Origin of the sequence: Pantoea sp. Ft-CA_14 (assembly GCF_024520875.1) — a bacterium.
GTDB classification, from domain to species: domain Bacteria; phylum Pseudomonadota; class Gammaproteobacteria; order Enterobacterales; family Enterobacteriaceae; genus Pantoea; species Pantoea agglomerans.
This window is the reverse complement of sequence record NZ_JALNPM010000006.1, coordinates 202,644-226,770: the sequence shown is the minus strand read 5'-3', so window position 1 is coordinate 226,770 and position 24,127 is coordinate 202,644. Positions and strand designations below refer to the sequence as shown.

General features: G+C 54.5%; 22 protein-coding genes and 7 tRNA genes. 12 read left to right on the top strand and 17 right to left on the bottom strand.

The annotated features are described in order from the left end of the window. The 12 genes from NR195_RS11980 to nagB all read right to left on the bottom strand — a co-directional run bounded on the left by NR195_RS11980 (position 1) and on the right by nagB (position 6,888). Positions 1-75: transfer RNA gene (locus tag NR195_RS11980), tRNA-Gln, on the bottom strand. Positions 76-105: 30 nt separating this feature from the next. Next, positions 106-180: transfer RNA gene (locus NR195_RS11975), tRNA-Gln, on the bottom strand. A 6-nt stretch (positions 181-186) separates the two neighbouring features. Then, positions 187-263, bottom strand: a tRNA-Met gene (locus NR195_RS11970). Positions 264-285: 22 nt separating this feature from the next. Further along, positions 286-360, bottom strand: a tRNA-Gln gene (locus tag NR195_RS11965). A gap of 34 nt (positions 361-394) precedes the next feature. Continuing rightward, a tRNA-Gln gene (locus NR195_RS11960) sits at positions 395-469 on the bottom strand. 22 nt (positions 470-491) lie between these two features. After that, positions 492-576 (bottom strand) — tRNA-Leu (locus NR195_RS11955). A 9-nt stretch (positions 577-585) separates the two neighbouring features. Then, a tRNA-Met gene (locus NR195_RS11950) sits at positions 586-662 on the bottom strand. Positions 663-881: 219 nt separating this feature from the next. Beyond that, positions 882-2,549, bottom strand: coding sequence for an asparagine synthase B (gene asnB, locus NR195_RS11945; RefSeq protein ID WP_256844551.1), 1,668 nt, complete (start codon positions 2,547-2,549; stop codon positions 882-884). Between the two features lie 307 nt (positions 2,550-2,856). After that, on the bottom strand, positions 2,857-3,609 hold the full coding sequence (locus NR195_RS11940) for an HAD-IIA family hydrolase (protein ID WP_010260664.1): 753 nt from the start codon (positions 3,607-3,609) through the stop codon (positions 2,857-2,859). A 39-nt stretch (positions 3,610-3,648) separates the two neighbouring features. Beyond that, positions 3,649-4,869, bottom strand: coding sequence for an N-acetylglucosamine repressor (locus NR195_RS11935; protein ID WP_010260667.1), 1,221 nt, complete (start codon positions 4,867-4,869; stop codon positions 3,649-3,651). A 7-nt stretch (positions 4,870-4,876) separates the two neighbouring features. Beyond that, positions 4,877-6,025 (bottom strand): N-acetylglucosamine-6-phosphate deacetylase, encoded by a 1,149-nt coding sequence (gene nagA / locus NR195_RS11930; RefSeq protein ID WP_010671285.1) that lies wholly within the window; start codon positions 6,023-6,025, stop codon positions 4,877-4,879. 62 nt (positions 6,026-6,087) lie between these two features. Then, complete coding sequence (gene nagB / locus NR195_RS11925) at positions 6,088-6,888, bottom strand: glucosamine-6-phosphate deaminase (protein WP_256844550.1); 801 nt, start codon at positions 6,886-6,888, stop codon at positions 6,088-6,090. Positions 6,889-7,216: 328 nt separating this feature from the next. Here nagB and nagE point away from each other — a divergent pair, with 328 nt between their 5' ends. From nagE to NR195_RS11910, 3 genes are all read left to right on the top strand, one after another. Beyond that, positions 7,217-9,244, top strand: a complete 2,028-nt coding sequence (gene nagE, locus NR195_RS11920; protein ID WP_031293061.1) for an N-acetylglucosamine-specific PTS transporter subunit IIBC — start codon at positions 7,217-7,219, stop codon at positions 9,242-9,244. 152 nt (positions 9,245-9,396) lie between these two features. Then, complete coding sequence (gene glnS / locus NR195_RS11915) at positions 9,397-11,064, top strand: glutamine--tRNA ligase (protein WP_010260682.1); 1,668 nt, start codon at positions 9,397-9,399, stop codon at positions 11,062-11,064. A gap of 235 nt (positions 11,065-11,299) precedes the next feature. Further along, on the top strand, positions 11,300-11,695 hold the full coding sequence (locus tag NR195_RS11910) for a hypothetical protein (RefSeq protein WP_010260686.1): 396 nt from the start codon (positions 11,300-11,302) through the stop codon (positions 11,693-11,695). Between the two features lie 71 nt (positions 11,696-11,766). Here the strand turns inward: NR195_RS11910 and fur are convergent, their stop codons facing one another. The 4 genes from fur to ybfF all read right to left on the bottom strand — a co-directional run bounded on the left by fur (position 11,767) and on the right by ybfF (position 14,430). After that, complete coding sequence (gene fur / locus NR195_RS11905) at positions 11,767-12,210, bottom strand: ferric iron uptake transcriptional regulator (RefSeq protein WP_009091454.1); 444 nt, start codon at positions 12,208-12,210, stop codon at positions 11,767-11,769. 348 nt (positions 12,211-12,558) lie between these two features. Further along, positions 12,559-13,089, bottom strand: coding sequence for a flavodoxin FldA (gene fldA / locus NR195_RS11900; protein WP_010260687.1), 531 nt, complete (start codon positions 13,087-13,089; stop codon positions 12,559-12,561). A gap of 132 nt (positions 13,090-13,221) precedes the next feature. Further along, positions 13,222-13,497, bottom strand: a complete 276-nt coding sequence (gene ybfE, locus NR195_RS11895) for a LexA regulated protein (protein WP_010260688.1) — start codon at positions 13,495-13,497, stop codon at positions 13,222-13,224. 168 nt (positions 13,498-13,665) lie between these two features. Then, a complete protein-coding gene (gene ybfF / locus NR195_RS11890; RefSeq protein WP_033766681.1) occupies positions 13,666-14,430 on the bottom strand; it encodes an esterase in 765 nt (254 codons plus the stop codon). Positions 14,431-14,680: 250 nt separating this feature from the next. On the opposite strand from ybfF, the gene seqA reads away from it, so the two are divergent. Together seqA and pgm are read left to right on the top strand one after the other, a co-directional pair. Then, the gene (seqA, locus tag NR195_RS11885) at positions 14,681-15,229 is read left to right on the top strand and encodes a replication initiation negative regulator SeqA (protein WP_010260690.1); all 549 of its coding nucleotides are present in this window, start codon (positions 14,681-14,683) and stop codon (positions 15,227-15,229) included. 26 nt (positions 15,230-15,255) lie between these two features. Then, positions 15,256-16,896, top strand: coding sequence for a phosphoglucomutase (alpha-D-glucose-1,6-bisphosphate-dependent) (pgm, locus tag NR195_RS11880; protein ID WP_250327322.1), 1,641 nt, complete (start codon positions 15,256-15,258; stop codon positions 16,894-16,896). Between the two features lie 272 nt (positions 16,897-17,168). Here the strand turns inward: pgm and kdpE are convergent, their stop codons facing one another. After that, positions 17,169-17,843 carry a two-component system response regulator KdpE gene (gene kdpE / locus NR195_RS11875; protein WP_010260694.1) on the bottom strand — a complete coding sequence of 225 codons (675 nt, stop codon included), beginning with the start codon at positions 17,841-17,843 and terminating at the stop codon, positions 17,169-17,171. Positions 17,844-18,100: 257 nt separating this feature from the next. Here kdpE and NR195_RS11870 point away from each other — a divergent pair, with 257 nt between their 5' ends. The 7 genes from NR195_RS11870 (at position 18,101) to pxpA (ending at position 24,077) form a co-directional block, all read left to right on the top strand. After that, positions 18,101-18,301 carry a DUF2517 family protein gene (locus tag NR195_RS11870; protein WP_010671290.1) on the top strand — a complete coding sequence of 67 codons (201 nt, stop codon included), beginning with the start codon at positions 18,101-18,103 and terminating at the stop codon, positions 18,299-18,301. 154 nt (positions 18,302-18,455) lie between these two features. Next, entirely contained in the window at positions 18,456-19,412 is a 957-nt protein-coding gene (locus NR195_RS11865; protein ID WP_010671291.1) for a 2-thiouracil desulfurase family protein, read from the top strand. 12 nt (positions 19,413-19,424) lie between these two features. Continuing rightward, entirely contained in the window at positions 19,425-20,849 is a 1,425-nt protein-coding gene (gene phrB / locus NR195_RS11860) for a deoxyribodipyrimidine photo-lyase (protein ID WP_256844549.1), read from the top strand. Between the two features lie 18 nt (positions 20,850-20,867). Continuing rightward, positions 20,868-21,611 (top strand): type 2 GTP cyclohydrolase I, encoded by a 744-nt coding sequence (locus NR195_RS11855; protein ID WP_010260703.1) that lies wholly within the window; start codon positions 20,868-20,870, stop codon positions 21,609-21,611. 159 nt (positions 21,612-21,770) lie between these two features. Then, entirely contained in the window at positions 21,771-22,427 is a 657-nt protein-coding gene (pxpB, locus tag NR195_RS11850) for a 5-oxoprolinase subunit PxpB (protein WP_052270803.1), read from the top strand. Continuing rightward, on the top strand, positions 22,421-23,350 hold the full coding sequence (gene pxpC / locus NR195_RS11845) for a 5-oxoprolinase subunit PxpC (RefSeq protein ID WP_010671294.1): 930 nt from the start codon (positions 22,421-22,423) through the stop codon (positions 23,348-23,350). The genes pxpB and pxpC overlap by 7 nt, the downstream gene beginning before the upstream one ends. Beyond that, the gene (gene pxpA, locus NR195_RS11840; protein ID WP_045140672.1) at positions 23,340-24,077 is read left to right on the top strand and encodes a 5-oxoprolinase subunit PxpA; all 738 of its coding nucleotides are present in this window, start codon (positions 23,340-23,342) and stop codon (positions 24,075-24,077) included. Before pxpC ends, pxpA begins: the two co-directional genes overlap by 11 nt. The last annotated feature ends 50 nt before the right edge of the window (positions 24,078-24,127 follow it).

Sequence of the window (24,127 nt, the reverse complement as noted above, 5' to 3'; positions counted from 1 at the left end):
TGGCTGGGGTGCAGGGATTCGAACCCCGGAATGCTGGTATCAGAAACCAGTGCCTTACCGCTTGGCGACACCCCAATAATGGTGTTTTTCAAATTGTCTTTTGTATGGCTGGGGTGCAGGGATTCGAACCCCGGAATGCTGGTATCAGAAACCAGTGCCTTACCGCTTGGCGACACCCCAATTATATGGTGGCTACGACGGGAATCGAACCTGTGACCCCAGCATTATGAGTGCTGTGCTCTAACCAGCTGAGCTACGTAGCCAAATTGTACTGCATTTCAATGATGGCTGGGATACCTGGATTCGAACCAGGGAATGCCGGTATCAAAAACCGGTGCCTTACCGCTTGGCGATATCCCATTCGTCCGTTCTCAGCCTCGAGAATCATCGAAATTGGCTGGGATACCTGGATTCGAACCAGGGAATGCCGGTATCAAAAACCGGTGCCTTACCGCTTGGCGATATCCCATCCACGCTGCCGAATAATGAAATGGTGCGGGAGGCGAGACTTGAACTCGCACACCTTGCGGCGCCAGAACCTAAATCTGGTGCGTCTACCAATTTCGCCACTCCCGCAAAAAAAGATGGTGGCTACGACGGGAATCGAACCTGTGACCCCAGCATTATGAGTGCTGTGCTCTAACCAGCTGAGCTACGTAGCCATCTTTTTTTTCGCGTTACCTTCATCGGCGTTGCGGGGCGCATTATGCGGAGTTGACCAGACAGCGTCAACAATTTTTTTACCGTTTTTTGCCAGATAATTGCTGTTTGACTGGCTTATAACCAGCCTGGATGTTTATTCGGCAATTTTTCAGTGAATACAACGCTAATCGTAAAAAAAATGGGCCACAGCGGGCCCATTCTGGCTGCTCTCTGCCGGCTTATTTATAGGCTGACTGATGCACACCCACGGCACGACCAGAGGGATCGTCCATGTTTTTAAACGCTTCATCCCATTCAATCGCTTTGGCAGAAGAACAGGCGACCGATGGACCGCCAGGCACACACTCTGCCGCGCTCGCCAACGGGAACAGCTCTTCAAAGATCTCACGATAGAGATAGGCTTCTTTCGAACCCGGCGTGTTGAACGGGAAGCGGAAGTGAGCGGTAGCCAGCTGCTGATCGCTGATTTGCTTCGCAGCCACTTCTTTCAGTGAGTCGATCCAGCTGTAACCCACGCCATCCGAGAACTGCTCTTTCTGACGCCACGCCACGCTCTCCGGCAGGTAAGAGGAGAAACATTCACGCAGAATGTGCTTCTCCATTTTACCGTTGCTGCCACACATTTTATCGGCCGGGTTGATTCGCATCGCCACATCCAGGAATTTTTTATCCAGGAACGGTACGCGGGCTTCAACGCCCCAGGCGGACATCGCTTTGTTGGCACGGGCGCAGTCGAACATATGCAGCGCCTGCAGTTTACGCACGTTTTCTTCGTGGAACTCTTTGGCGTTTGGCGCCTTGTGGAAATAGAGATAGCCGCCGAAGACTTCATCTGCGCCTTCGCCCGACAGCACCATCTTAATGCCCATCGCTTTAATTTTACGCGACATTAAGTACATTGGCGTAGAGGCACGAATGGTGGTGACGTCATAGGTTTCAATGTGATAAATCACATCGCGAATGGCATCCAGACCTTCCTGCACGGTGAAATGAATTTCATGGTGTACGGTGCCCAGATGCTCCGCCACAGATTTCGCCGCTTTTAAGTCGGGTGAACCTTCCAGCCCTACCGCGAAGGAGTGCAGCTGTGGCCACCACGCATCACTTTTATCCTGATCTTCAACCCGCTTCGCCGCGTAACGCTTGGTCACGGCTGAAATGATGGAAGAGTCCAGACCGCCTGACAGCAGCACGCCGTAAGGCACATCTGACATCAGGTGGCTTTTCACGGACTCTTCCAGCGCATGTTTCAGGTCAGCGGCGTCGGTGGTGTTGTGCTCAACGTTTTTATATTCCATCCAGTCGCGCTGCCAGTAACGGCGGATCTCGCCATCGGTGCTGGAGAGGTAGCTTCCCGGCGGGAACTCTTTGATTGAACGGCAGGCAGGTACCAGCGCTTTCATTTCTGAAGCAACAAACAGGTTGCCATGCTCATCGTTACCCATATAGAGCGGGATGATGCCGATGTGGTCGCGACCAATCAGGTACGTTTTTTTAACGGTGTCATAGAGGATAAAGGCGAACATGCCTTCCAGCTCATCGAGGAAATCGACACCTTTCTCCTGATAGAGCGCCAGAATCACTTCACAGTCAGAACCGGTCTGAAACGCGTAGCGATCGCTGAGTTCAGCGCGCAGTGCCTGGTGGTTATAAATTTCGCCGTTAACTGCCAGTACGTGGGTGTGATCGGCGTTGTATAGCGGCTGTGCGCCATTGTTAACGTCAACAATTGAGAGACGTTCATGCGCCAGAATAGCATGGTCATCGGCGTAGACGCCTGACCAGTCCGGGCCGCGATGACGCATTAAGCGTGAACATTCCAGCGCTTTTTTGCGCAGCTCAACAGGATCGGTTTTCAGATCCAGCACACCAAAAATTGAACACATAACTGACTCCTGAGCTCACCTTACGGCGATGTTATCTTTTGCGTTTGTCCGGCAGCCTGATGCTGCGTGATACATAAGAAAATGCGCTATTTGGTGCATTCAATGCAAGAGGAATCGTGATTTACTGATAAAAAGATTGCTTGCATGGCAATAAAATTGAATAAACGATAATTTTAAAGCCGTTTAGTTGATGTATCAGCAATAAAATGGCTTTTTCGAGCAGAAATCAGACAGTAAAAGTGGGAGATATAGCGCAAAAAGGGGGGACGCATCACAGATTAGCCGGATGCGTCATAAGAGAAATGAATCAGAACAGGTCAATATCGGCCACAGAAGGGTAGATCCAGTCCGGACGGAACGGCATGGCATCGATATCACTCAGCGTCGAGACGCCGGAGAGCACCAGCACCGTCTCCAGACCCGCCTGAAAACCGGCCAGAATATCGGTTCGCAGATTGTCACCGACAATCACGGTCTCTTCCGAGTGGGCCTGCATTTTGTTCAGCGCGGCGCGCATGATGTAGGGGCTGGGCTTGCCGACCACAAACGGGCGACGGCCTGATATCTTCTCAATACCCGCACAGAGTGCGCCACAGGCAGGAATAAAACCGCGCGCATGGGTATCCGGATTGGTGGCAATAAAGCGAGCGCCATTAGCCACGAAGAAGGCCGCTTTATGCATCATGTCCCAGTTGAACGAGCGCGTCTCTCCGACAATGACAAAATCGGGATTCACATCGGTAATGGTAAAGCCCGCTTTGTAGAGTTCATGAATCAGTGCGCCCTCACCAATTACATACGCCTTTTTGCCCTCCTGACGGCGCAGGAAGTCGGCGGTTGCCATTGCGGAGGTATAGAAAACGGAATCGGGCACCTCGACACCGGCCGAGGCAAAGCGGTTTGCCAGATCCTGCTCGGTTTGCGAGGGATAGTTCGTCAGCACCACCAGCGGCATCTCTTTGGCCAGAATGCGCTGTAAAAACTCCTGTGCGCCGGGAACGGCCGTGTTGTCGTGCATCAGCACGCCATCGATATCACAAATTACGCTTTTAATGGTCATAGTCAGATCCGATATGGCCCGCCACAGCAGCGGGTTAGCTTAGTCTTCCAGAAGATGTTGCAGCAGAATGCCGTTAAGCATGGCACGTTTAGCGAGCGCAAAGGCGCCAATAGCGGAACGATGATCCAGGGTGGAACGCACGACCGGCAGATTTTTACGGAAGGCCTCTAATGCCTGAGTATTAATGCAGCCCTCAATCGCGGGCAGCAGCACTTTTTCTGCTTCAGTGATCTCACCCGCCAGCACCACTTTTTGCGGATTAAACAGGTTGATCGCAATCGCGATAGCTTTGCCAAGATAACGGCCAACGTGCTCAACCACTTCGCAGGCCAGTGCATCACCCTGATTGGCCGCTTTGCAGATGTGAGATATCTGGCACGCCTCCAGCGTCAGTACGCTGGGATAGCCCTGATTCAGCAGATGCCGTACCCGATTTTCAATGGCGCCGTTGGCGGCAATGGTTTCAAGGCAGCCAAAGTTGCCGCAGTGACAGCGCTCGCCAAGCGGGTCGACCTGAATGTGTCCGATCTCGCCAACGTTGCCGTTGCTGCCGAGAAAAATATGGCCGTTGGCAATAATGCCGGCGCCCGTGCCCCGGTGTAAACGCACCAGAATTGAGTCAGCACAGTCGCGGCTTGCACCGAAATAGTGCTCAGCCAGCGCCAGGCTGCGAATATCATGACCTACAAAACTGGTAACGTTAAAACGTTTTTTCAGGCTGGCGACCAGCGGCCAGCGGCTGACAGAGATGTGTGGCATATAGCGGATCACGCCGTTAATCGGATCGACCAGCCCTGGCAGGATCACTGAAATCGCGATCAGCTCGCGAATTTTACGCTGGTGCTGCTCAATGAAGCTGCTGATGGCGTTAAACAGCGCATGTTCCAGCGTCTCCTGAGTGCGTTCCGGCAGCGCATAATCTTCCTGCGCCAGCGATTTACCGCTGAGGTCAAACAGAGTCAGGGTGGCGTCGTTGCGTCCGAGGCGGACGCCGATGGTATGGAAATGGCGGGTTTCAGTGATAATGGAGATGGCGCGGCGACCACCGGTAGACGCCTGCTGGTCTACCTCTTTGATCAGGCCGCGCTCAATCAACTGACGGGTAATTTTGGTGACGCTGGCGGGCGCGAGCTGGCTAAGTTCGGCAATCTGAATGCGCGATATCGGCCCCTGTTGATCAATCAGCCGGTAAACCGCTGCGCTATTGAGTTGCTTAACAAGATCGACATTTCCTATTTGTGACTGGCCGCCAGTGGTCATTCAGTGCTTACTCGCTCAGGACGTCGTCTCCGTTGACAAACGTCTTTATGATTTTAAAGTCGCGCGTAAACACAGTCAGGTTCGCGATTTTTCCTGCTTCGATCGAGCCTGACTGCCTTTCCACGCCCATCGCCCGTGCCGGGTAGAGTGTTGCCATGCGCAACGCTTCGTCCAGTGCGATCCCTGCATGCTCAACGCTGTTTTGTACCGCTTCAATCATCGTCAGGGCAGAACCACTTAATGTGCCGTTTTCGTCGACACAGAGCCCATCGCGATAATAGATTGTTTTGCCTGCAAAAATAAACTCGCTTATGTCCGCGCCAGCCGGTGCAGTGGCATCCGTGACCAGCACCAGTTTGTCGCCTTTGATGCGTTTTGCATTGCGCACGTTAGCGTAATGTACATGTAAACCGTCCGCAATAATGCCGCAGTATACATCAGGCGAATCAAACAGCGCACCGATAAGCCCGGGTTCACGTCCCGCAAAAGTGGGCATGGCGTTGTAGAGGTGCGTCGCGAAACTCACACCAGCAGAAAAGCCCGCTTTAGCCTCTTCATAGGTCGCATTCGAGTGACCGGCTGAGACAATAATCCCGGCATCAGTCAATTGACGAATCACATCGCTACCCGCATTTTCAGGGGCAAGCGTGACTTTGGTGATGACGTCCGCGTTGTCGCACAGGTACTGCACCATTGCCGCATCCGGCAGGCGAATCAGCGCCGGATCGTGAGTGCCTTTTTTCGCTTTGCTCAGCCAGGGCCCTTCCAGATGCAGACCCAGCGCCTGATTCTGATGTTTCTGCAGGTAGGCGCGCATGGTTTCAATCGCCCGCTTCATCAGGGCGTCGCTGCTGGTTATCAGCGTTGGTAAAAAGCTGGTGCAGCCAGACTTTTCATTGGCGCGCTGCATCGTTTCCAGCGTTTCAATGCTGAGCGCCTCAAGGCTGTCGTTGAATTGCACGCCACCGCAGCCATTGAGCTGGAGATCGATAAAGCCTGGCGCAATATTCGCCCCTGCCATATCCCGCTGCTCAATATCCGCCGGGAGCGCTTCACGCGGACAGACGCGCGCAATACGCCCATCGGCAACCACCACCGCGTGATTATCCAGAACCTCATGGCCACTGTAGATTCGACCGTTAACTAATGCGTACATCTTTCTTCTCCCGTCCTGGCCTGCTGTCACTCAGAGTAACAGCAGGGCATGACAATGTTCTGTTACACGCCTTTCATATTTTCCGCTTCCATTTCGCGGAAATATTTCACGGTTTTCACTTTCAGTTCCATGGTGGCCGGCTCATCGCACACTACCACCGATTTCGCGTGCAGCTGCAGGCAGCTGATGGTCCACATATGATTAACGTTGCCTTCAACCGCCGCCTGTAATGCCTGCGCTTTAACATGGCCGGTAACCAGAATCATCACTTCCTCTGCATCCAGCAGCGTACCGACGCCGACCGTCAGCGCATATTTAGGCACCTGATCAACGTCACCGTTAAAGAAGCGGGAGTTCGCCACGCGGGTGTCATGGGTCAGGGTTTTAATGCGGGTACGGGAAGCGAGAGAGGAAGCCGGTTCGTTAAAGGCGATATGACCGTCGTTGCCAACGCCGCCCATGAACAGGTGAATTTTACCCAGCGCGCGAATTTTCTCTTCGTACTGACGACATTCTGCGTCAATATCGGGGGCATTACCATTCAGCAGGTTGATATTTTCCGGTTGAATATCAACGTGATCGAAGAAATTTCGATACATGAAGCTGTGATAGCTCTCAGGATGCTCTTTTGGCAGGCTAACATATTCATCCATATTGAACGTCACGACGTTTTTAAAACTGACCTGGCCCGCTTTGTGCATATCAATCAGGTGTTTGTACGCTTCCAGTGGCGTACCGCCGGTTGGCAGACCCAGGACAAAAGGTTTATCCGCCGTCGGGTTAAACGCATTGATACGATTAACAATATGTCGGGCGGCCCATTTTCCCACCTGGGTTGGTGTCGCTAAAGGAATCAGTCTCATGTTTCACCTCAATTGAAAATAGAAAGGGGATGGCTAAGCCGTTGCGTGAGTCAACAATCTGAACAGATGATTCATTGTCGCCATGGCCAGCGCATAATTCAATATTTCGGATCATAAAATAAGTTTACGGTCATAGCCAGATGTTGCCGTATGAAACGATGTTTTTTAGTGATAAAAATCACATTTACCAGGCTTTTAATTTGCGAGGCGAATTAATTTATCATTACACTTCGCTGCGTGATATGAAGTGTATTAACGATCTTTGCAGCTGACATAACAACATTAAGCAGCGCAAAGCGACAAGTCAGGCTCATAGGGGGAAGGGGATATGTTAGGTTACTTACAAAAGGTGGGGCGCGCACTGATGGTGCCGGTAGCAACCCTGCCAGCAGCAGCGATATTAATGGGCGTGGGCTACTGGATCGATCCAGACAGCTGGGGCGCAGGTAATGCGCTGGCGGCGTTACTGATCAAATCTGGTGCTGCCATCATTGAAAACATGTCAGTGCTGTTTGCGATTGGTGTCGCGTATGGCATGTCGAAAGATAAAGATGGTGCGGCAGCCCTGACCGGCTTTGTCGGATTCCTGGTAGTCACCACACTCTGCTCACCGGCCGCGGTGGCAATGATACAGAAGATGCCGGTTGACCAGGTGCCTGTGGCGTTTGGTAAAATTAATAACCAGTTTGTCGGTATTCTGGTCGGTATCCTGTCGGCGGAGGTCTATAACCGCTTCAGCCACGTCGAGCTGCCGAAAGCACTCTCCTTCTTCAGCGGACGGCGACTGGTGCCGATACTGGTCTCGTTCCTGATGATCCTGGTCGCCTTTATCCTGATGTATATCTGGCCGGTTATCTTTAACGGTCTGGTGGGCTTTGGTGAACATATCCAGAAGCTCGGCTCTGCCGGTGCCGGTATCTACGCCTTCTTTAACCGCCTGCTGATTCCGGTCGGTCTGCATCACGCCCTGAACTCGGTGTTCTGGTTCGATGTTGCGGGCATTAATGACATTCCTAAATTCCTTGGCGGTGCACAGTCACTGGCTGACGGATCGGCAACTGTCGGCATCACCGGTCGTTATCAGGCGGGCTTCTTCCCGATCATGATGTTTGGTCTGCCGGGTGCTGCGCTGGCTATCTACCACTGTGCGCGTCCTGAGAACCGCGTCAAAGTGGGTAGTATCATGCTGGCCGCGGCGTTTGCTGCCTTCTTTACGGGTATTACCGAACCGCTGGAGTTCTCCTTCATGTTCGTGGCACCCGTGCTTTATCTGATCCACGCCGTCCTGACCGGTATTTCTGTCTTCATCGCTGCCAGCATGCACTGGATTGCCGGATTTGGTTTCAGCGCCGGGCTGGTGGATATGGTGCTGTCGACCCGTAATCCGCTGGCGACACACTGGTACATGCTGATCCCGCAGGGTCTGGTCTTCTTCGTTATCTATTATGTGGTGTTCCGCTTTACCATCAAAAAATTCAACCTGATGACGCCGGGCCGCGAGCTGGCGGTTGATGGTGATGAAACTGATGGTTATGACGTTAACGTTGATAAAACGGATAGCGGTGAAAGTGCCACAGAGTCACTGGCGCGCCGCTACATTGGGGCGATTGGTGGTTCAGCTAACTTAACCAGTATCGATGCCTGTATCACCCGTCTGCGTCTTAACGTGAATGACTCGGCGCAGGTGAATGAGGCGGTTGCTAAGCGCCTTGGCGCGTCCGGCGTGATCCGTCTTAACAAACAGAGCGTGCAGATCATCGTAGGTACCCAGGCAGAAAGCATCGCCTCGGCCATGAAAAAAGTGCTGACCAAAGGTCCGGTCGCTGCAGCGGCTACCAGCAGTGCGCCGGCCGAGCCGGACGTTAAACCGCAGGCGGTGCTGAACAGTGAGAAGCAGGTCATCGCCACGCTGCTGGCGCCGGTCAGCGGTGAAGTCGTGGCGCTGGATGATGTGCCGGATGAAGCCTTTGCCAGCAAAGCGGTGGGCGACGGTCTGGCGATCAAGCCCAGCGACAAATGGGTAGTGGCACCGATTGCCGGTACGCTGGTGAAAATCTTTAACACCAATCATGCCTTCTGTCTGGAAACCGACAATGGCGTGGAGATTGTGGTGCACATGGGGCTGGATACCGTGGCGCTGGAAGGTAAAGGCTTCACCCGTCTGGTTGAAGAGGGGGCCAGCGTGGTCGCCGGTCAGCGAGTACTGGAGATGGACCTTGAATTCCTTAACGCCAATGCCCGCTCAATGGTGAGTCCGGTCGTGGTCAGCAACAGCGACGATTTCGCCGGTCTGACTTTACTGGCACAGGGTCAGGTAATAGCAGGGGAAACCCCGCTGTATGAAGTGAAAGGCTAATCCCCGCAACAGAACCCCACAGGCAGGAAGCGATTCCTGCCTTTTTTGTTTTAAAGGCTTAACAAACGGTTGTTTCCCTCAGACGCTTTGTGGATCATACTCCGTTACTTCGTGGTACAAATCACCCGTTATTCGTATTGAGGATTTTTGAGATGAGTGAGGCTGAAGCCCGCCCAACTAACTTTATTCGTCAGATCATTGACGAAGATTTGGCGAGCGGTAAGCACAGCAGCGTGCATACCCGTTTTCCGCCGGAGCCCAATGGCTATCTGCATATTGGTCATGCGAAATCGATCTGTCTGAATTTTGGCATCGCCCAGGACTATCAGGGTCAATGCAACCTGCGTTTCGACGATACCAATCCGGTTAAAGAGGATATGGAATTCGTTGAATCCATCAAGCGTGACGTTCAGTGGCTGGGTTTTGAGTGGAGCGGTGAGGTCTGTTACTCATCAAACTATTTCGATCAGCTCTACAACTATGCCATCGAGCTGATTTCCAAAGGACTGGCCTACGTTGATGAACTGAGTCCGGATGCGATTCGTGAATATCGCGGCACCCTGAAAGAGCCGGGTAAAAACAGCCCTTATCGCGATCGCAGCGTGGAAGAGAATCTGGCGCTGTTTGAGAAGATGCGAAACGGTGAGTTTGCCGAAGGCACCGCCTGTCTGCGCGCCAAAATCGACATGGCCTCTAATTTCATCGTGATGCGCGATCCGGTGCTTTACCGCATCAAGTTCGCGGAACACCACCAGACCGGCAATAAGTGGTGCATCTACCCGATGTATGACTTTACCCACTGCATCTCCGATGCGCTGGAAGGCATTACGCACTCGCTCTGTACGCTGGAGTTTCAGGACAACCGCCGTCTCTATGACTGGGTGCTGGACAACATCACTATTCCGGTTCATCCGCGTCAGTATGAATTCTCGCGCCTGAATCTGGAGTATGCGGTGATGTCGAAACGTAAACTCACTCAGCTGGTGACCGAGAAGCACGTAGAAGGGTGGGACGATCCGCGCATGCTGACCGTTTCAGGTCTGCGTCGTCGTGGTTACACCGCCGCTTCTATCCGTGAGTTCTGTCGTCGTATTGGCGTGACCAAGCAGGATAATATCGTGGAGATGGCCTCGCTGGAGTCCTGTATCCGCGATGATCTCAACGAGAATGCGCCCCGCGCCATGGCGGTTTTAGATCCGCTTAAAGTGGTGATCGAAAACCTGCCAGCAGGCCATAGCGAAATCGTCACCATGCCAAATCATCCGGGTAAACCGGAGATGGGCACGCGTGAAGTGCCGTTCAGCCGCGAGATCTGGATCGATCGCGCGGATTTCCGTGAAGAGGCGAACAAACAATATAAGCGTCTGGTGCTGGGCAAAGAAGTCCGCCTGCGTAACGCCTATGTGATTCGTGCTGAGCGGGTCGCCAAAGATGAAGCGGGCAACATTACCTGCATCTACTGCACCAGCGATGTTGATACGCTGAGCAAAGATCCAGCCGATGGCCGCAAAGTCAAAGGCGTGATTCACTGGGTTTCTGCGGATCACGCGCAGCCAGCTGAGTTCCGCCTGTATGACCGTCTGTTCAGTGTGCCAAACCCGGCTGCTGCAGAGGATTTCCTGGCGGTCATTAATCCTGAGTCACTGACCATCAAAAACGGCTTTGTTGAACCCAGCCTGCGCGATGTGGAACCAACAACACCGTTTCAGTTTGAACGTGAAGGTTATTTCTGCGCCGACAGCGTTTACTCGAAACCGACGCAACTGGTGTTTAACCGCACCGTCGGTCTTCGTGATACCTGGACCAAAACGGGCGAATAAATTTTTTGGGGCTGACCTCATAAAATGACAAAAGGGCGATTTATCGCCCTTTTTTATTGCCCCGATTTTTACCATCGCCGACGTTTATTCTGCACTAACCACAACCGGTTCAATACCGCCTTGTGGGAGTAATCTGAGTTTAAAAAAATTAATCAATTTCAGGATGTGAATTGTCAGCTTTCAGGTAGGCTATGCGCTCTCAGAGGTTGCAAAGCGGGTTACAGAAGGAAAAAAAATGACAGTTCTCGCCCAGGAAGCCAAACACAGTGTCGTCGTTTTACATCAGCTCATTGAACGTATTTTTAATCAGCCAGCCGGATCTGACGACAGTTTCCAGCTGCTGATGTCCTATTTTCATCCTGAATTTCGCATGGTGACCCCAAAGGGCAAAGAGTACAATCTGAACGAGGTCGAGGATCTTTTCCAGCAGTTACAAGGGCAGCGGGAAGGGATGCGCATTGCCACCTGTGAACATGTCATTCTCTCTCATCATGAAAAAGAGATCGTCGTACAGTATCGCGAAATGCAGATGATGAACGGCAATAACCAGAGCCGCATTTCGCTGGCCATTCTGGATTGCAGCAGCTCTATTCCACGCTGGCGCTATCTGCAGGAGACGCTGGTCGCGTGAGGTGAGGGCAGAAAACAGACGAAAAAAAACCGGTGAATTCACCGGTTTTTTTATTTCAGGCCGCGCCAGCGTTACTGGTCGTGCAGCGTTTCGTCTTCACGGCAATCGCCCAGCGTACAGTGTCCATAGAGATAGAGGCTGTGGTTGGTCAGCTTGATGCCATGGCGGGTCGCGATTTCACGCTGACGCGTTTCAATCGATTCGTCGCTGAACTCGATAACCTTGCCGCAATCCAGGCAGATCAGGTGATCGTGGTGATGCTGCTGCGTTAGTTCAAAGACAGACTTGCCGCCTTCAAAGTTGTGACGAGTCACAATACCAGCATCATCAAACTGGTTCAGAACACGGTAAACGGTCGCCAGGCCAATCTCTTCGCCAATGTCGATCAGGCGTTTATACAAATCTTCCGCACTGACGTGATGGCACTCAGGTTCCTGAAGCACTTCCAGAATTTTCAGTCTGGGCAGCGTTACTTTCAGGCCAGCCTTCTTTAATGCGGTGTTGTTGTCAGTCATGCGGATTTTGTCCTGTTACTAATATTCACTTTTGTGGCTTATCGCCTTGAATGTCGATCTGTGCTCATTCTCATTTGCGTCTCATTATAGAACTGAAGCGATGAAATGAAAACCAGAGGGCGTGTCTGAATCATCATGGGCTATTGGGGATTCGTCACCGGGCCGGGGAAGATTCTGACAGAGGTCTGTTAGCACATCACTTAGTCTTGCCGCCTGAGAAAATAAGCGGAAGATCGATGCGGGTATTCTACAGATTAAACGGAGAAAGTTAAAAAAATGTGGCTATTATTTCTATAGGCATTTTCATTGCCTCAATGTGAGCTGGCGCTCACATTGAGTCGGGCAGGATCAGGCTTCGATGATCTCTTTCAGCTGCAGTTCATCAAAAATCTGCTTAACCCATTGGTCAACACGCTGGCTGGTCAGCTCAGGCTGGCGATCTTCGTCAATGGCCAGGCCCAGGAAGTGGGTGTCATCGGCCAGGCCTTTCGAGGCTTCGAAGTGGTAGCCTTCAGTTGGCCAGTGTCCGACAATCACGGCACCGTGCGGTTCGATAATGTCGCGAATCGTGCCCATGGCATCACAGAAATACTCTGCGTAATCTTCCTGGTCGCCGCAACCAAACAGCGCAACCAGCTTGCCATTAAAATCGATCTCTTCCAGCGTCGGGAAAAAGTCATCCCAGTCGCACTGCGCTTCGCCGTAGTACCAGGTCGGAATACCCAGCAGCAGGATATCAAACGCTTCCAGATCTTCTTTTGTGCTTTTTGCGATGTCATGGACTTCTGCAACATCTGTACCCAGCTGTTTCTGGATCATTTTTGCAATGTTTTCGGTATTGCCGGTATCGCTGCCGAAGAAGATGCCTACGAGTGCCATGAGTAAAATAACCTCTTAAATCCTGATGATGAGATGTGTGCCGCAGCACATTTCAGCGAATAATAGCAGACGAGAGAAAACCGGTGAACGGTTAAAGCCCCGACATTTGCCTCTGCGTGCGATTTGCCCGCATTAATCCAGTTTGAGCTGTGCCAGTAGCATCTGTTCAATCAGTTCGCTACGGCTGAGATTGCGCTGTTCTGCCAGCGTATTGAGTGCATCGACGGCGTCACTGTTCATTTTCAGTTCGACACGACGAAGCCCGCGTCCTTTGTCACGTTTCAGTTGATTGCGCTTGTTAATGCGCAGCTGTTCATCACGCGAAAGCGGACTGGTTTTGGGTCGACCAGGGCGGCGCTCATCAGCAAAGAGATCGAGCGTCGTGCGGTCAGTCTGTTCTTTTGCCATGGCTTAGTAAAACTGAATGGGGGCGGGCGCCAGACACTCACCGCGCAGATTATAAATTATTGGCCATTGCCGCAGCAAAACTGACCCGCGGCAAAATTTTAGCGCGCCATCATACTTCACGCTTACGCCGGACGCCAATCCTAAACTTTTACCGCCATCTATTTGCTTTTAAAGCGCAAAAAAGCGACGGACACTGCGCAAAACGGCATCGGGTTTCTCTGCATGAACCCAGTGTCCTGCGCCACCGATCACATGCGCCTGAGCGGCCGGGAACTGCTGCAGCAACGCATCGCGATAGCTGTTATCCAGGTAGCTGGAGTCGCCGCCGCGAATAAACAGCGCCGGGTGATTCCAGGCGGGAACCGGCTGCCAGCCAGATATCGTGGTGTAGTTATCCCACAGCACCGGGACGTTGAAGCGCCACTCCCCCTCCTGGAAGGATTTCAGCAGGAACTGGATCACCCCTTCTTCCTCGATCAGCGTTCGCATGACCTTCGCCGCCTCGCTGCGGGATGAGACGCCCGCATCGGTGACGGCACGAATGCCGGCAAATATCTGGTCATGACGGCGCGTCTGATAATCCACCGGGGCGATATCGATCATCACCAGGCGCTCAATGCGTTCCGGCACCAGCGCGCTCATGGTCATGGCGATTTTACCGCCCATCGAGTGTCCGATCACCGCGACGCGATCAATGCCATGTGCATCCAGTGTTTCGACCATATCCTGCGCCATTACAGCGTAGTTCATCTCGTCAGATCGTGGTGAAAGTCCGTGGTTGCGGACATCTACCTGCAGCAACGGACCGGCATCTTTCAGCCCGCGCGCCAGCACGCCAAGGTTATCGAGACTGCCAAACAGACCGTGAATAAGCAGGATGGGCAGAGAATCAGCAGGGGATTGTTCAGTTTGCAGACGGGCGTTCAAAATCATAGCAAAGTTCTTAAGTTTGAGACCTGAGCTTAGGTTATCATGGTTTCACCTTTTCAGGCGCGCCGGTTCCGGCGGCATTAGGACATATTCTGACTTTTGCCCGTAAACCGTTTGATTGCTAACAACCCGCCTGACTTTAACTTTATAATCCTGATGTTAGAACCCACACACCCTTTGAATTGCCTGACTATACTCAGAGCTTTTCAGGAAACAGGTGGTTCTGTCATGAGAAAGAACCGTACGGAATAAGATGAAAACGATCGAAGTTGACGAAGAGCTCTACCGTTATATTGCCAGCCACACGCAACACATTGGTGAAAGCGCATCCGACATTCTGCGTCGTATGCTGAAGTTCACGGCCGGTCAGACTGCACCCGCTTCGCCTGCACAGCCAGCCTCAAAAGATGCAGCGAAAGAGTCCCAGCCTGCGTCTGTGGGTTCGCGCCCGCAGGATCGTGTCCGCGCGGTGCGCGAGCTGCTGCTTTCCGATGAATATGCGGAGCAGAAGCGGGCGGTGAATCGCTTTATGCTTATCTTGTCAACGCTCTATCGTCTTGATACCGCAGCCTTTGCTGAAGCTACTGCATCTCTGCAGGGCCGCACCCGCGTCTATTTTGCAGGTGATGAGCATACGCTGTTGCAGAATGGCACCCATACTAAGCCGAAGCATGTGCCCGGCACGCCGTACTGGGTGATCACCAACACCAATACTGGTCGTAAATGCAGCATGATCGAACACATCATGCTCTCGATGCAGTTCCCTGCGGAACTGACCGAGAAAGTTTGCGGCACCATTTAAAACTTAAGCGTCAGGGAGCAGCGCCAATGGCCAATCACCCACGTGCCGGGCAACCCGCCCAGCAGAGCGATTTGATTAACGTTGCACAATTAACGTCACAATATTATGTCCTGCAGCCCGATGTGGCGAACCCGGAACATGCGGTGAAATTTGGCACTTCCGGCCATCGCGGCAGTGCAGGGCGTCAAAGCTTCAACGAGATGCACATTCTGGCGATCGCTCAGGCGATTGCCGAAGAGCGTAAAAAGAATGGTATCACCGGGCCTTGCTACGTCGGTAAAGACACCCATGCGCTGTCTGAACCCGCCATCCTGTCTGTTCTGGAAGTGCTGGCGGCGAACGGCGTTGATGTGATTGTGCAGCAGGATAATGGCTATACGCCAACCCCTGCGATCTCGAATGCGATTCTTGAGCACAACAAAGCGGGTGGCGCGCTGGCTGACGGCATCGTGATTACGCCGTCGCATAACCCACCAGAAGATGGCGGCATCAAGTACAACCCACCTAACGGCGGACCTGCTGATACCAACGTCACCAAAGTGGTTGAAGATCGTGCCAATCAGCTGATCAAAGATGGCCTGAAAGAGGTGAAACGTCTGCCGCTGGAGCAGGCGATGGCCAGCGGTCATGTGGTCGAAAAAGATCTGATCCAGCCTTATGTTGAAGGTCTGGCAGAGATTATCGACTTCCCGGCGATTCAGAAAGCGGGCCTGAAGCTGGGTGTGGATCCACTGGGTGGTTCCGGTATTGCTTACTGGCAGCGTATTGCTGAGCACTACAAGCTGGATCTGACGCTGGTGAATGACGCGGTCGATCAGACCTTCCGCTTTATGCATCTGGATAAAGATGGCGTGGTCCGCATGGACTGCTCGTCTGAAAGCGCAATGGCAGGCCTGCTGGCTTACCGTGACAAGTTCGATCTGGCGTTCGGCAACGATCCCGATTATGACCGTCACGGCATTGTGACCCCGGCGGGTCTGATGAATCCAAACCACTATCTGGCGGTGGCGATCAACTATCTGTTCCAGCACCGTCCACAATGGGGTCAGGATGTTGCCGTGGGTAAAACCCTGGTCTCCAGCGCCATGATTGACCGTGTGGTCAACGACATTGGTCGCAAGCTGGTGGAAGTGCCGGTTGGTTTCAAATGGTTTGTTGATGGTCTGTATGACGGCAGCCTCGGTTTCGGTGGCGAAGAGAGCGCAGGCGCTTCATTCCTGCGTTTCGACGGTACGCCGTGGTCTACGGACAAAGATGGCATCATCATGTGTCTGCTGGCCGCTGAAATTACTGCAGTGACCGGTAAAAACCCGCAGCAGCACTATGACGAACTGGCAACGCGCTTTGGCGCACCAAGCTACAACCGTCTGCAGGCATCAGCCACCTCAGCGCAGAAAGCCGCGCTGTCGAAGCTGTCACCGGAGATGGTCAGCGCTGATACGCTGGCGGGTGATCCTATCACCGCTCGTCTGACTGCCGCGCCAGGCAATGGTGCATCTATCGGCGGTCTGAAAGTGATGACGGAGAATGGCTGGTTTGCTGCCCGTCCTTCAGGCACCGAAGACGCTTACAAAATCTACTGTGAAAGCTTCCTGGGCGCTGAACACCGCGCGCAGATTGAGAAAGAAGCCGTTGAGATTGTCAGCGAAGTGCTGAAAAACGCCTGATTAGTCGGGCAGATAAAGAGGCGCATCGCGCGCCTCAGAGCTGCTGACAAACTCACATCAGAGTAAATCTGACCGCAACGGATTTATTTAACGCGCAGGGAACAGGGTCAGAAGAGGAAAGCGTCCCACGCCATGGATGGCGTGGGCCGAGCGTGTCATGGATGACGGCTTTTGCGTCTTTCCGATCTGACCCTGTTTCCTGAGCAAGCTCGGTCTCACAGCGAACCGGGCCAGAATTCGTTGACAGTCTCAGGCGCCTCTGGCGCCTTTTTTTATGGCATAAAGCGATAGCCGATCCCGGTTTCCGTCAGCAGATGAGCCGGTTGTGTCGGATTGGCTTCCAGTTTCTGGCGCAGATGTCCCATATAGATGCGCAGATAGTGGCTGTGCTCAACCGCATTGGGTCCCCAGACCTGGCTCAGCAACTGCCGCTGTGTCAGCACCTTACCGGCATTGTTCAGCAGAATACTCAACAGACGAAATTCAATCGGGGTAAGGTGAATCTCGCTGCTGCCGCGCTGTACCCGTCGTGCGGCGAAATCGACGCTGACGTCGGCGAACGTCACCCTGGCATCCGGCTGCTGGCCACTATGACGACGCAGCGCAACCCGGACGCGCGCCAGCAGTTCGCCAATGCCAAAGGGTTTGGTCAGATAGTCATCTGCTCCCGCATCCAGTGCGGCGATCTTATCCTGCTCATCGCTACGCGCTGACAGCACAATCACCGGTATGGCGCTCCACTGGCGCAGGTCACGAATGAAATCGGTGCCATCTCCATCCGGCAGACCCAGATCCAGGATCACTAAGTCCGGCTTGCGGGTCGCCGCTTCAATCAGTCCGCGTTGCAGTGTATCGGCATCAAACACCTTAAGGGCTTCATTTTCCAGCGCCAGCCGGACAAAGCGCCGGATCTCTTTTTCATCTTCAACGATCAAAACCGTGGTCACGCAATACCTGCCTTGAGTGGGGACCGAAGCGCTACTTTATCAACATTTTATGCTGGCGTCCGCGACCATAATCTGTCGGCCCTTTCAACGCTCACGCAACCAGGCGGTAACCTTTTTGTAACTTAATTACAGGTTGATTCTTAAACAGCAAAAATAGCGGTAAATAAGTGGTCAGATGAGTAGTAAAATTACACAACCTGGCGTAAAGTTGAACACAGATCACATTCACACTTTTTCACTTACCGGGAGGAGAAACCATGTATCGGGCTTATCCACGTTATAAAATTATTGCGCGACGTACGCTGGTGGTTCTTCTCGGCGTACTGGCGCTTCCTGTTATGCTGTTTCGACAGGATCGGGCACGTTTCTACAGCTATCTGCACCGCGTCTGGTGCAAGACCAGCGCCAAGCCGGTCTGGCTGGCGCAGGCTGAAGCGGGTGGTGGCGCGTTCTGGTGATTTCCCCTGCCGCAAAACAGGCCTGGTCAACTGACCGGGCTTTTTTTTGCGTTTTTTCTGAGAATAAGCGATCCGGAATCCCGTTTTAACCCTTTATTCCTGACCATTTTACGCTACACTTAAACCTCTACAAGATTTCGGAGGTTGTACAAGTATGAGCAACAAAATCCCCGTTGGAATCAGTGCATGCCTGCTCGGCGACCGCGTCAGATTTGATGGTGGGCATAAGCGTCTTACTTTTGCGACCGACGATCTCACCCCATTTGTCCGTTTTGAGCCCATCTGCCCTGAGATGGCGATTGGTCTGCCAACGCCGCGCCCGGCATTGCGTCTGGTGAAGCAGGGCGATGATGAGCTGCATCTCTGCTTCAGCAAAGATGGCGGAGAAGAGGTTACGACGCAGATGCGTGACTGGTCTGCTGAGCGGGTAAAATCGCTGCATCACCTCTGTGGCTATATCCTCTGCGCCAAATCACCCAGTTGTGGCATGGAACGGGTGCGGGTCTATGAGCCCGATAACAACAATAACCGCAAAGCAGGCACCGGTATTTTTACTGAATTCCTGCAGCGCGAGATGCCCTGGCTGCCGCTGGAAGAAGATGGTCGTCTGCACGATCCCGCCCTGCGTGAGAACTTTATCGGTCGTGTCTGCGCGCTGCATGAATTTAATCAGATGTGGGAAAGCGGTCTGACCCGGCAGGGACTGATCGCCTTCCACAGCCGTTACAAGCTGATGATGCTGGCGCATTCGCAGGAGAAATACCGCGAGCTGGGACCCTTTGTCGCCTCCATGAGCCAGTGGGAGTCGCTGGACGCCTTTGCCTTTGAATACCGAAATCGCATGATGGAACTGATGTCACGTCCCGCCTCACGTCGCAATCACACCAATGTGCTGATGCATGTGCAGGGCTACTTCCGCACGCACCTGAGTTCACCGCAGCGCCAGGAACTGGCAACGCTGATTGACCGCTATCGTCAGGGCACACAACCGCTGCTGGTGCCGATTACCATTCTCAAACACTACATGGCGGAGTACCCGCACCCGTGGCTGGCCCAGCAACGCTATTTCGATCCCTATCCCGAAGCCTTGTGCTTACGCTACGGACAGTAATACAGGAGGAGTATGACCACCCATCTGGTCTGGCTGCGTAACGATTTACGCGTCAACGACAATCTGGCGCTGCACGCCGCCTGCCGCGACAGCGATGCAAAAGTGATTGCGCTCTACCTTGCCACGCCAGCACAGTGGCAGCAGCATGACATGTCACCGAAGCAGGCGGCGTTTATCCACGCCAGTCTGTTGCAGGTGCAGCGTGCGCTGGCAGAGCGGGGCATTGAACTGCACTATCAGGCGTGTCACGCCTTCAGCGACAGTGTTGATGCGCTGCTGCAGTTCTGCGCTAAGCAGCAGGTCGATCAGCTCTTCTACAATTACCAGTATGAAGTTAATGAACGCCAGCGCGATGCGGAGGCTGAAAAGCGTCTCGACGACGCGGGCGTGATTTGCCAGGGCTTTGATGACAGCCTGTTGCTGCCGCCCGGCAGTGTGCAGAGCGGCGATCGCTCGATGTATAAGGTGTTTACCCCGTTCAGCAAAGCCTTTGTCCGCCGCTTGCAGCAGGGTCTGCCTGAATGCGTGCCTGCGCCGAAAGCGCGCGAAGGCGCACCGCTGAAAGCTACCCCGATTCCCGCCTTTGACTATCCAACCGAAACCTTTGATCAGGATCTGTTTCCGCCAGGCGAAGCGGCGGCGCTGAAGCGGTTGCGCCATTTCGCCACACAACCGGTTATCGACTATCCCGCTAAGCGCGACCTTCCGGCGCTGGACGCCACCAGCCGTCTGTCGGTTTATCTGGCGACCGGCGTACTGTCGCCACGTCAGTGCCTGCATCGCGTGCTGCATGAACATCCCGATGCGCTGGACAACAGCCGCGCGTTCACCTGGCTGAACGAGCTGATCTGGCGTGAATTCTACCGTCATCTGCTGGTTGCCTGGCCGGCGCTGTGCCGACACAAGCCGTTTATCGACTGGACGCGAAACGTTGAATGGCAGCGTAACGACGCACATTTCGACGCCTGGAAAGCGGGTAAAACCGGCTATCCGATTGTCGATGCCGCAATGCGTCAGATGAAGGCGCTGGGCTGGATGCACAACCGCTTACGGATGATCACCGCCAGTTTCCTGGTCAAAGATCTGCTGATCGACTGGCGTGAAGGTGAACGCTATTTCATGCAGCAGCTGATTGATGGTGACCTGGCCGCGAACAACGGCGGCTGGCAGTGGGCGGCCTCGACCGGCACGGACGCGGCGCCCTATTTCCGCATCTTTAACCCGACCACGCAGGGCGAGCGCTTCGATGAGAAGGGGGATTTTATCCGCCACTATCTGCCTGAACTGGCCGGGGTGCCTGACAGCGATATTCACCAGCCCCATGTGTGGGCAGAGAAGCATCATAAGAAACTCGATTATCCGGCACCAATCGTGGATCATAAGGTGGCACGTAAAAAGACATTAGACGCCTTTGAGCGCGCCAAAAGCGCAGCCTGAGGCCTCGAAGGAGCCTGAATGAACCATTACGAATTAGAGACGCTGATCAATCAGCAACTCGACAGCCACAGCTTCAGCGATTACGCCCCCAACGGTTTGCAGGTTGAGGGACGCAGCGAGATCAAAACGATTATCACCGGCGTCACTGCCTGTCAGGCGCTGCTGGATGAGGCGGTGGCGCGTCAGGCCGATGCGATTATTGTCCATCATGGCTATTTCTGGAAAAGTGAACCGGCCGCGATTAAAGGTATGAAGCGCCGTCGTCTGCGGACCCTGCTGGCCAACGATATCAATCTCTATGGCTGGCATCTGCCGCTCGACGCGCATCCTGAATTAGGCAACAACGCCCAGCTGGCGAAACTGCTGGATATCGAAGTGCGCGGCGAAGTGATGCCGCTGGTGTTCTGGGGTGAGCTGGCTGAGCCCCTGTCCGGCGAACAGCTGGCCCGCCGAATCGGTGAGAGGCTGGGACGTGAACCCCTGCATTGTGGTGACAACGCGCCAGCGCTGATCCGTCGTATTGCCTGGTGCAGCGGGGGCGGGCAGGGCTTTATCGACCAGGCCGCGGCGGCGGGCGTCGATGCCTTTATCACCGGTGAAGTTTCTGAACAGACTATTCACAGCGCGCGTGAGCAGGGGCTGCATTTCTTTGCCGCAGGCCATCACGCCACCGAGCGCGGCGGCGTAAAAGCGCTGGGCGACTGGCTGGCGCAACACCACGATCTTGATGTGACCTTCATCGATATCCCTAATCCTGCCTGACACTCTCCCTTGTCCTGCGCGCCTGCGCAGGACCTAAATCTGTTGACACATCCCTGTCACTTTCGCATAACTGTTTGCTTTACGTAGATAAGCAATGGGCTGCACCGGGCATCCGGTCAGGTCGGCCAGGCGCGATCTCAACTGAGCGGGAGGTAGCTGTTGCAACGAGCACGGTGTTATTTATTGGGTGAACGCGCTGTCGTGCTGGAGCTGGAACCGCCGGTCTCACTGGAGAGCCAGCAACGAATCTGGGGACTGAATCAGCGCCTGCACGACTATGCCAGCGTGCTGGAGGTGATCCCCGGCATGAACAACATCACCCTGATCCTGCGTGATCCTCAGCAGAGCGCGCTGGACGCGATAGAGCGGCTTCAGCGCTGGTGGGAAGAGAGTGAAGCGCAGTTGCCGGAGTCGCGTCAGGTAGAGATCCCGGTGATCTATGGCGGCGAGTCTGGCCCCGATCTGACGGTGGTGGCGGAACACGCCGCGCTGACGCCCCGTCAGGTGGTTGAGCTGCACAGCAGCAGCGACTATGTGGTCTTTTTTATCGGCTTTCAGCCCGGTTTTCCCTATCTGGGCGGACTGGATCAGCGCCTGCACATCCCGCGGCGTGCTGAGCCCAGGGTTGCAGTGCCCGCCGGCTCGGTGGGCATCGGCGGCAGCCAGACCGGCGTCTATCCGCTGGCTTCGCCCGGCGGCTGGCAGTTGATTGGCCAGACGCGCACCGCGCTGTTTGATCCCCTGCAGCAACCGCCCACGCTGCTCCGTCCCGGTGACAGGGTTCGCTTTGTGCCGCAACAGGAGGGCGTATGTTAAACATTCTGCGAGCCGGCCTGGCCGCCACTATTCAGGATGCGGGCCGTTACGGCTGGCGTCAGTATGGCATCAGCCCTGGCGGTGTGCTGGATCATCCCGCGATGTTCACCGCCAATGTGCTGGTGGGCAATGATCCCGACAGCGCGGTGCTGGAGATGGTGCTCGGCCAGTTCAAAGCGGAGTTTACCCGCGATGGCTGGTTTGCGCTGACCGGCGCAGGCTGCCATGCGGAGCTTGACGGCCAGCCGGTCTGGACGGGCTGGCGCACGCCGGTGAAACGGGGGCAGCTCCTGTCACTGGCGATGCCGCAGCGCGGTATGCGCAGCTATCTGGCAGTGCAGGGCGGTTTTGATATTCCTGCGATGCTCGGCTCTGCCAGCACCGATCTAAAAGCAAAATTTGGCGGCTTTCAGGGGCGAGCCTTGCAGGATGGCGATCAGCTCCCGCTGGGTAAACCGACCCGCACGTTTGACCGTAAAGTCGGGGTGCGGCAACTGCTATGGGGCAACCGCATCCGCGCACTACCTGGCCCGGAGTATCACGAGTTCAGCCGCGAAGCGCAGCAGGCGTTCTGGCGTACCGCATGGAAACTCAGCCCGCAAAGTAACCGGATGGGATACCGGCTTGAGGGACGCAAGCTTGAGCGCGAAAGTCCGCGCGAGCTGCTGTCACACGGCGTGATGCCGGGTGTGATTCAGGTGCCGCCGAACGGACAGCCTATCGTGCTGATGGCGGATGCCCAGACCACCGGCGGCTATCCGCGCATCGCCTCGGTTATCGAAGCCGATCTCTATCACCTGGCGCAAATCCGGCTGGGTGAGCCGATTCACTTTATTCACTGCACCCTGCCAGAAGCGATGCTGGCACGTCAGCATCAGCAACGCGCACTGGACCAGATGAAGTGGGGACTCAATGAAAATTGATTTAAACGCCGACCTGGGCGAGGGCTGCGCCAGCGATCAGGCGCTGCTGAAGCTGGTGAGTTCCGCCAACATCGCCTGTGGCTTTCACGCAGGTGATGCGCAGACCATGCTGCAGTCGGTGCGCTGGGCACAGGCATCCGGCGTCGCAATTGGTGCGCATCCCGCTTTTCCCGATCGGGAGAACTTTGGCCGCAGCGCCATGCAGCTGCCGCCGGAAACGGTCTACGCCCAGATGATCTACCAGATTGGTGCGCTGAAAAGTCTGGCGGAAAGCGAAGGTGCGCGGCTGCTTCATGTTAAACCGCACGGCATGCTCTACAACCAGGCTGCGGCCGATCCGGTGCTGGCGGACGCCATTGCCCGTGCCATCAGGGCGGTCGACAGCCAGCTGATTGTGGTGGGACTGGCTAACAGCGAATCGATTCGTGCGGCGGCGCACTACGGCTTACGCACGCGGGAAGAGGTGTTCGCCGACCGTGGCTATCTCAGCAGCGGTGCGCTGGTGCCGCGCAGCGAGCCGGGCGCGCTGATTGAAGATGAACAGCTGGCTATCAGTCAGACGCTGACGATGGTGCAGCAGGGCAAAGTTAAAAGTATCACCGGAGAATGGGTAGCGGTGAATGCACAGACCGTCTGCTTACATGGCGACGGCGCGCACGCCCTGCAATTTGCACAGCGGTTGCGTGATGCGTTTGCCGATCAGCAGATTCGTGTCACCAGCAACTGAATAACCACACTTAGCCCGGCGTATGCCGGGTTTTTCAACTCTGAGGGAAA

What these genes read in the sequence shown, in the direction of transcription:
- pxpC (WP_010671294.1), top strand. Translation starts at nt 22,421, where the DNA reads ATGTTAAACATTCTGCGAGCCGGCCTGGCCGCCACTATTCAGGATGCG.
- nagB (WP_256844550.1), bottom strand. Translation starts at nt 6,888, where the DNA reads ATGAGACTGATTCCTTTAGCGACACCAACCCAGGTGGGAAAATGGGCC.
- NR195_RS11865 (WP_010671291.1), top strand. Translation starts at nt 18,456, where the DNA reads ATGAGCAACAAAATCCCCGTTGGAATCAGTGCATGCCTGCTCGGCGAC.
- ybfF (WP_033766681.1), bottom strand. Translation starts at nt 14,430, where the DNA reads ATGATTTTGAACGCCCGTCTGCAAACTGAACAATCCCCTGCTGATTCT.
- fldA (WP_010260687.1), bottom strand. Translation starts at nt 13,089, where the DNA reads ATGGCACTCGTAGGCATCTTCTTCGGCAGCGATACCGGCAATACCGAA.
- phrB (WP_256844549.1), top strand. Translation starts at nt 19,425, where the DNA reads ATGACCACCCATCTGGTCTGGCTGCGTAACGATTTACGCGTCAACGAC.
- NR195_RS11855 (WP_010260703.1), top strand. Translation starts at nt 20,868, where the DNA reads ATGAACCATTACGAATTAGAGACGCTGATCAATCAGCAACTCGACAGC.
- glnS (WP_010260682.1), top strand. Translation starts at nt 9,397, where the DNA reads ATGAGTGAGGCTGAAGCCCGCCCAACTAACTTTATTCGTCAGATCATT.
- pgm (WP_250327322.1), top strand. Translation starts at nt 15,256, where the DNA reads ATGGCCAATCACCCACGTGCCGGGCAACCCGCCCAGCAGAGCGATTTG.
- NR195_RS11940 (WP_010260664.1), bottom strand. Translation starts at nt 3,609, where the DNA reads ATGACCATTAAAAGCGTAATTTGTGATATCGATGGCGTGCTGATGCAC.
- nagE (WP_031293061.1), top strand. Translation starts at nt 7,217, where the DNA reads ATGTTAGGTTACTTACAAAAGGTGGGGCGCGCACTGATGGTGCCGGTA.
- NR195_RS11910 (WP_010260686.1), top strand. Translation starts at nt 11,300, where the DNA reads ATGACAGTTCTCGCCCAGGAAGCCAAACACAGTGTCGTCGTTTTACAT.
- seqA (WP_010260690.1), top strand. Translation starts at nt 14,681, where the DNA reads ATGAAAACGATCGAAGTTGACGAAGAGCTCTACCGTTATATTGCCAGC.
- nagA (WP_010671285.1), bottom strand. Translation starts at nt 6,025, where the DNA reads ATGTACGCATTAGTTAACGGTCGAATCTACAGTGGCCATGAGGTTCTG.
- asnB (WP_256844551.1), bottom strand. Translation starts at nt 2,549, where the DNA reads ATGTGTTCAATTTTTGGTGTGCTGGATCTGAAAACCGATCCTGTTGAG.
- pxpA (WP_045140672.1), top strand. Translation starts at nt 23,340, where the DNA reads ATGAAAATTGATTTAAACGCCGACCTGGGCGAGGGCTGCGCCAGCGAT.
- NR195_RS11935 (WP_010260667.1), bottom strand. Translation starts at nt 4,869, where the DNA reads ATGACCACTGGCGGCCAGTCACAAATAGGAAATGTCGATCTTGTTAAG.
- fur (WP_009091454.1), bottom strand. Translation starts at nt 12,210, where the DNA reads ATGACTGACAACAACACCGCATTAAAGAAGGCTGGCCTGAAAGTAACG.
- ybfE (WP_010260688.1), bottom strand. Translation starts at nt 13,497, where the DNA reads ATGGCAAAAGAACAGACTGACCGCACGACGCTCGATCTCTTTGCTGAT.
- NR195_RS11870 (WP_010671290.1), top strand. Translation starts at nt 18,101, where the DNA reads ATGTATCGGGCTTATCCACGTTATAAAATTATTGCGCGACGTACGCTG.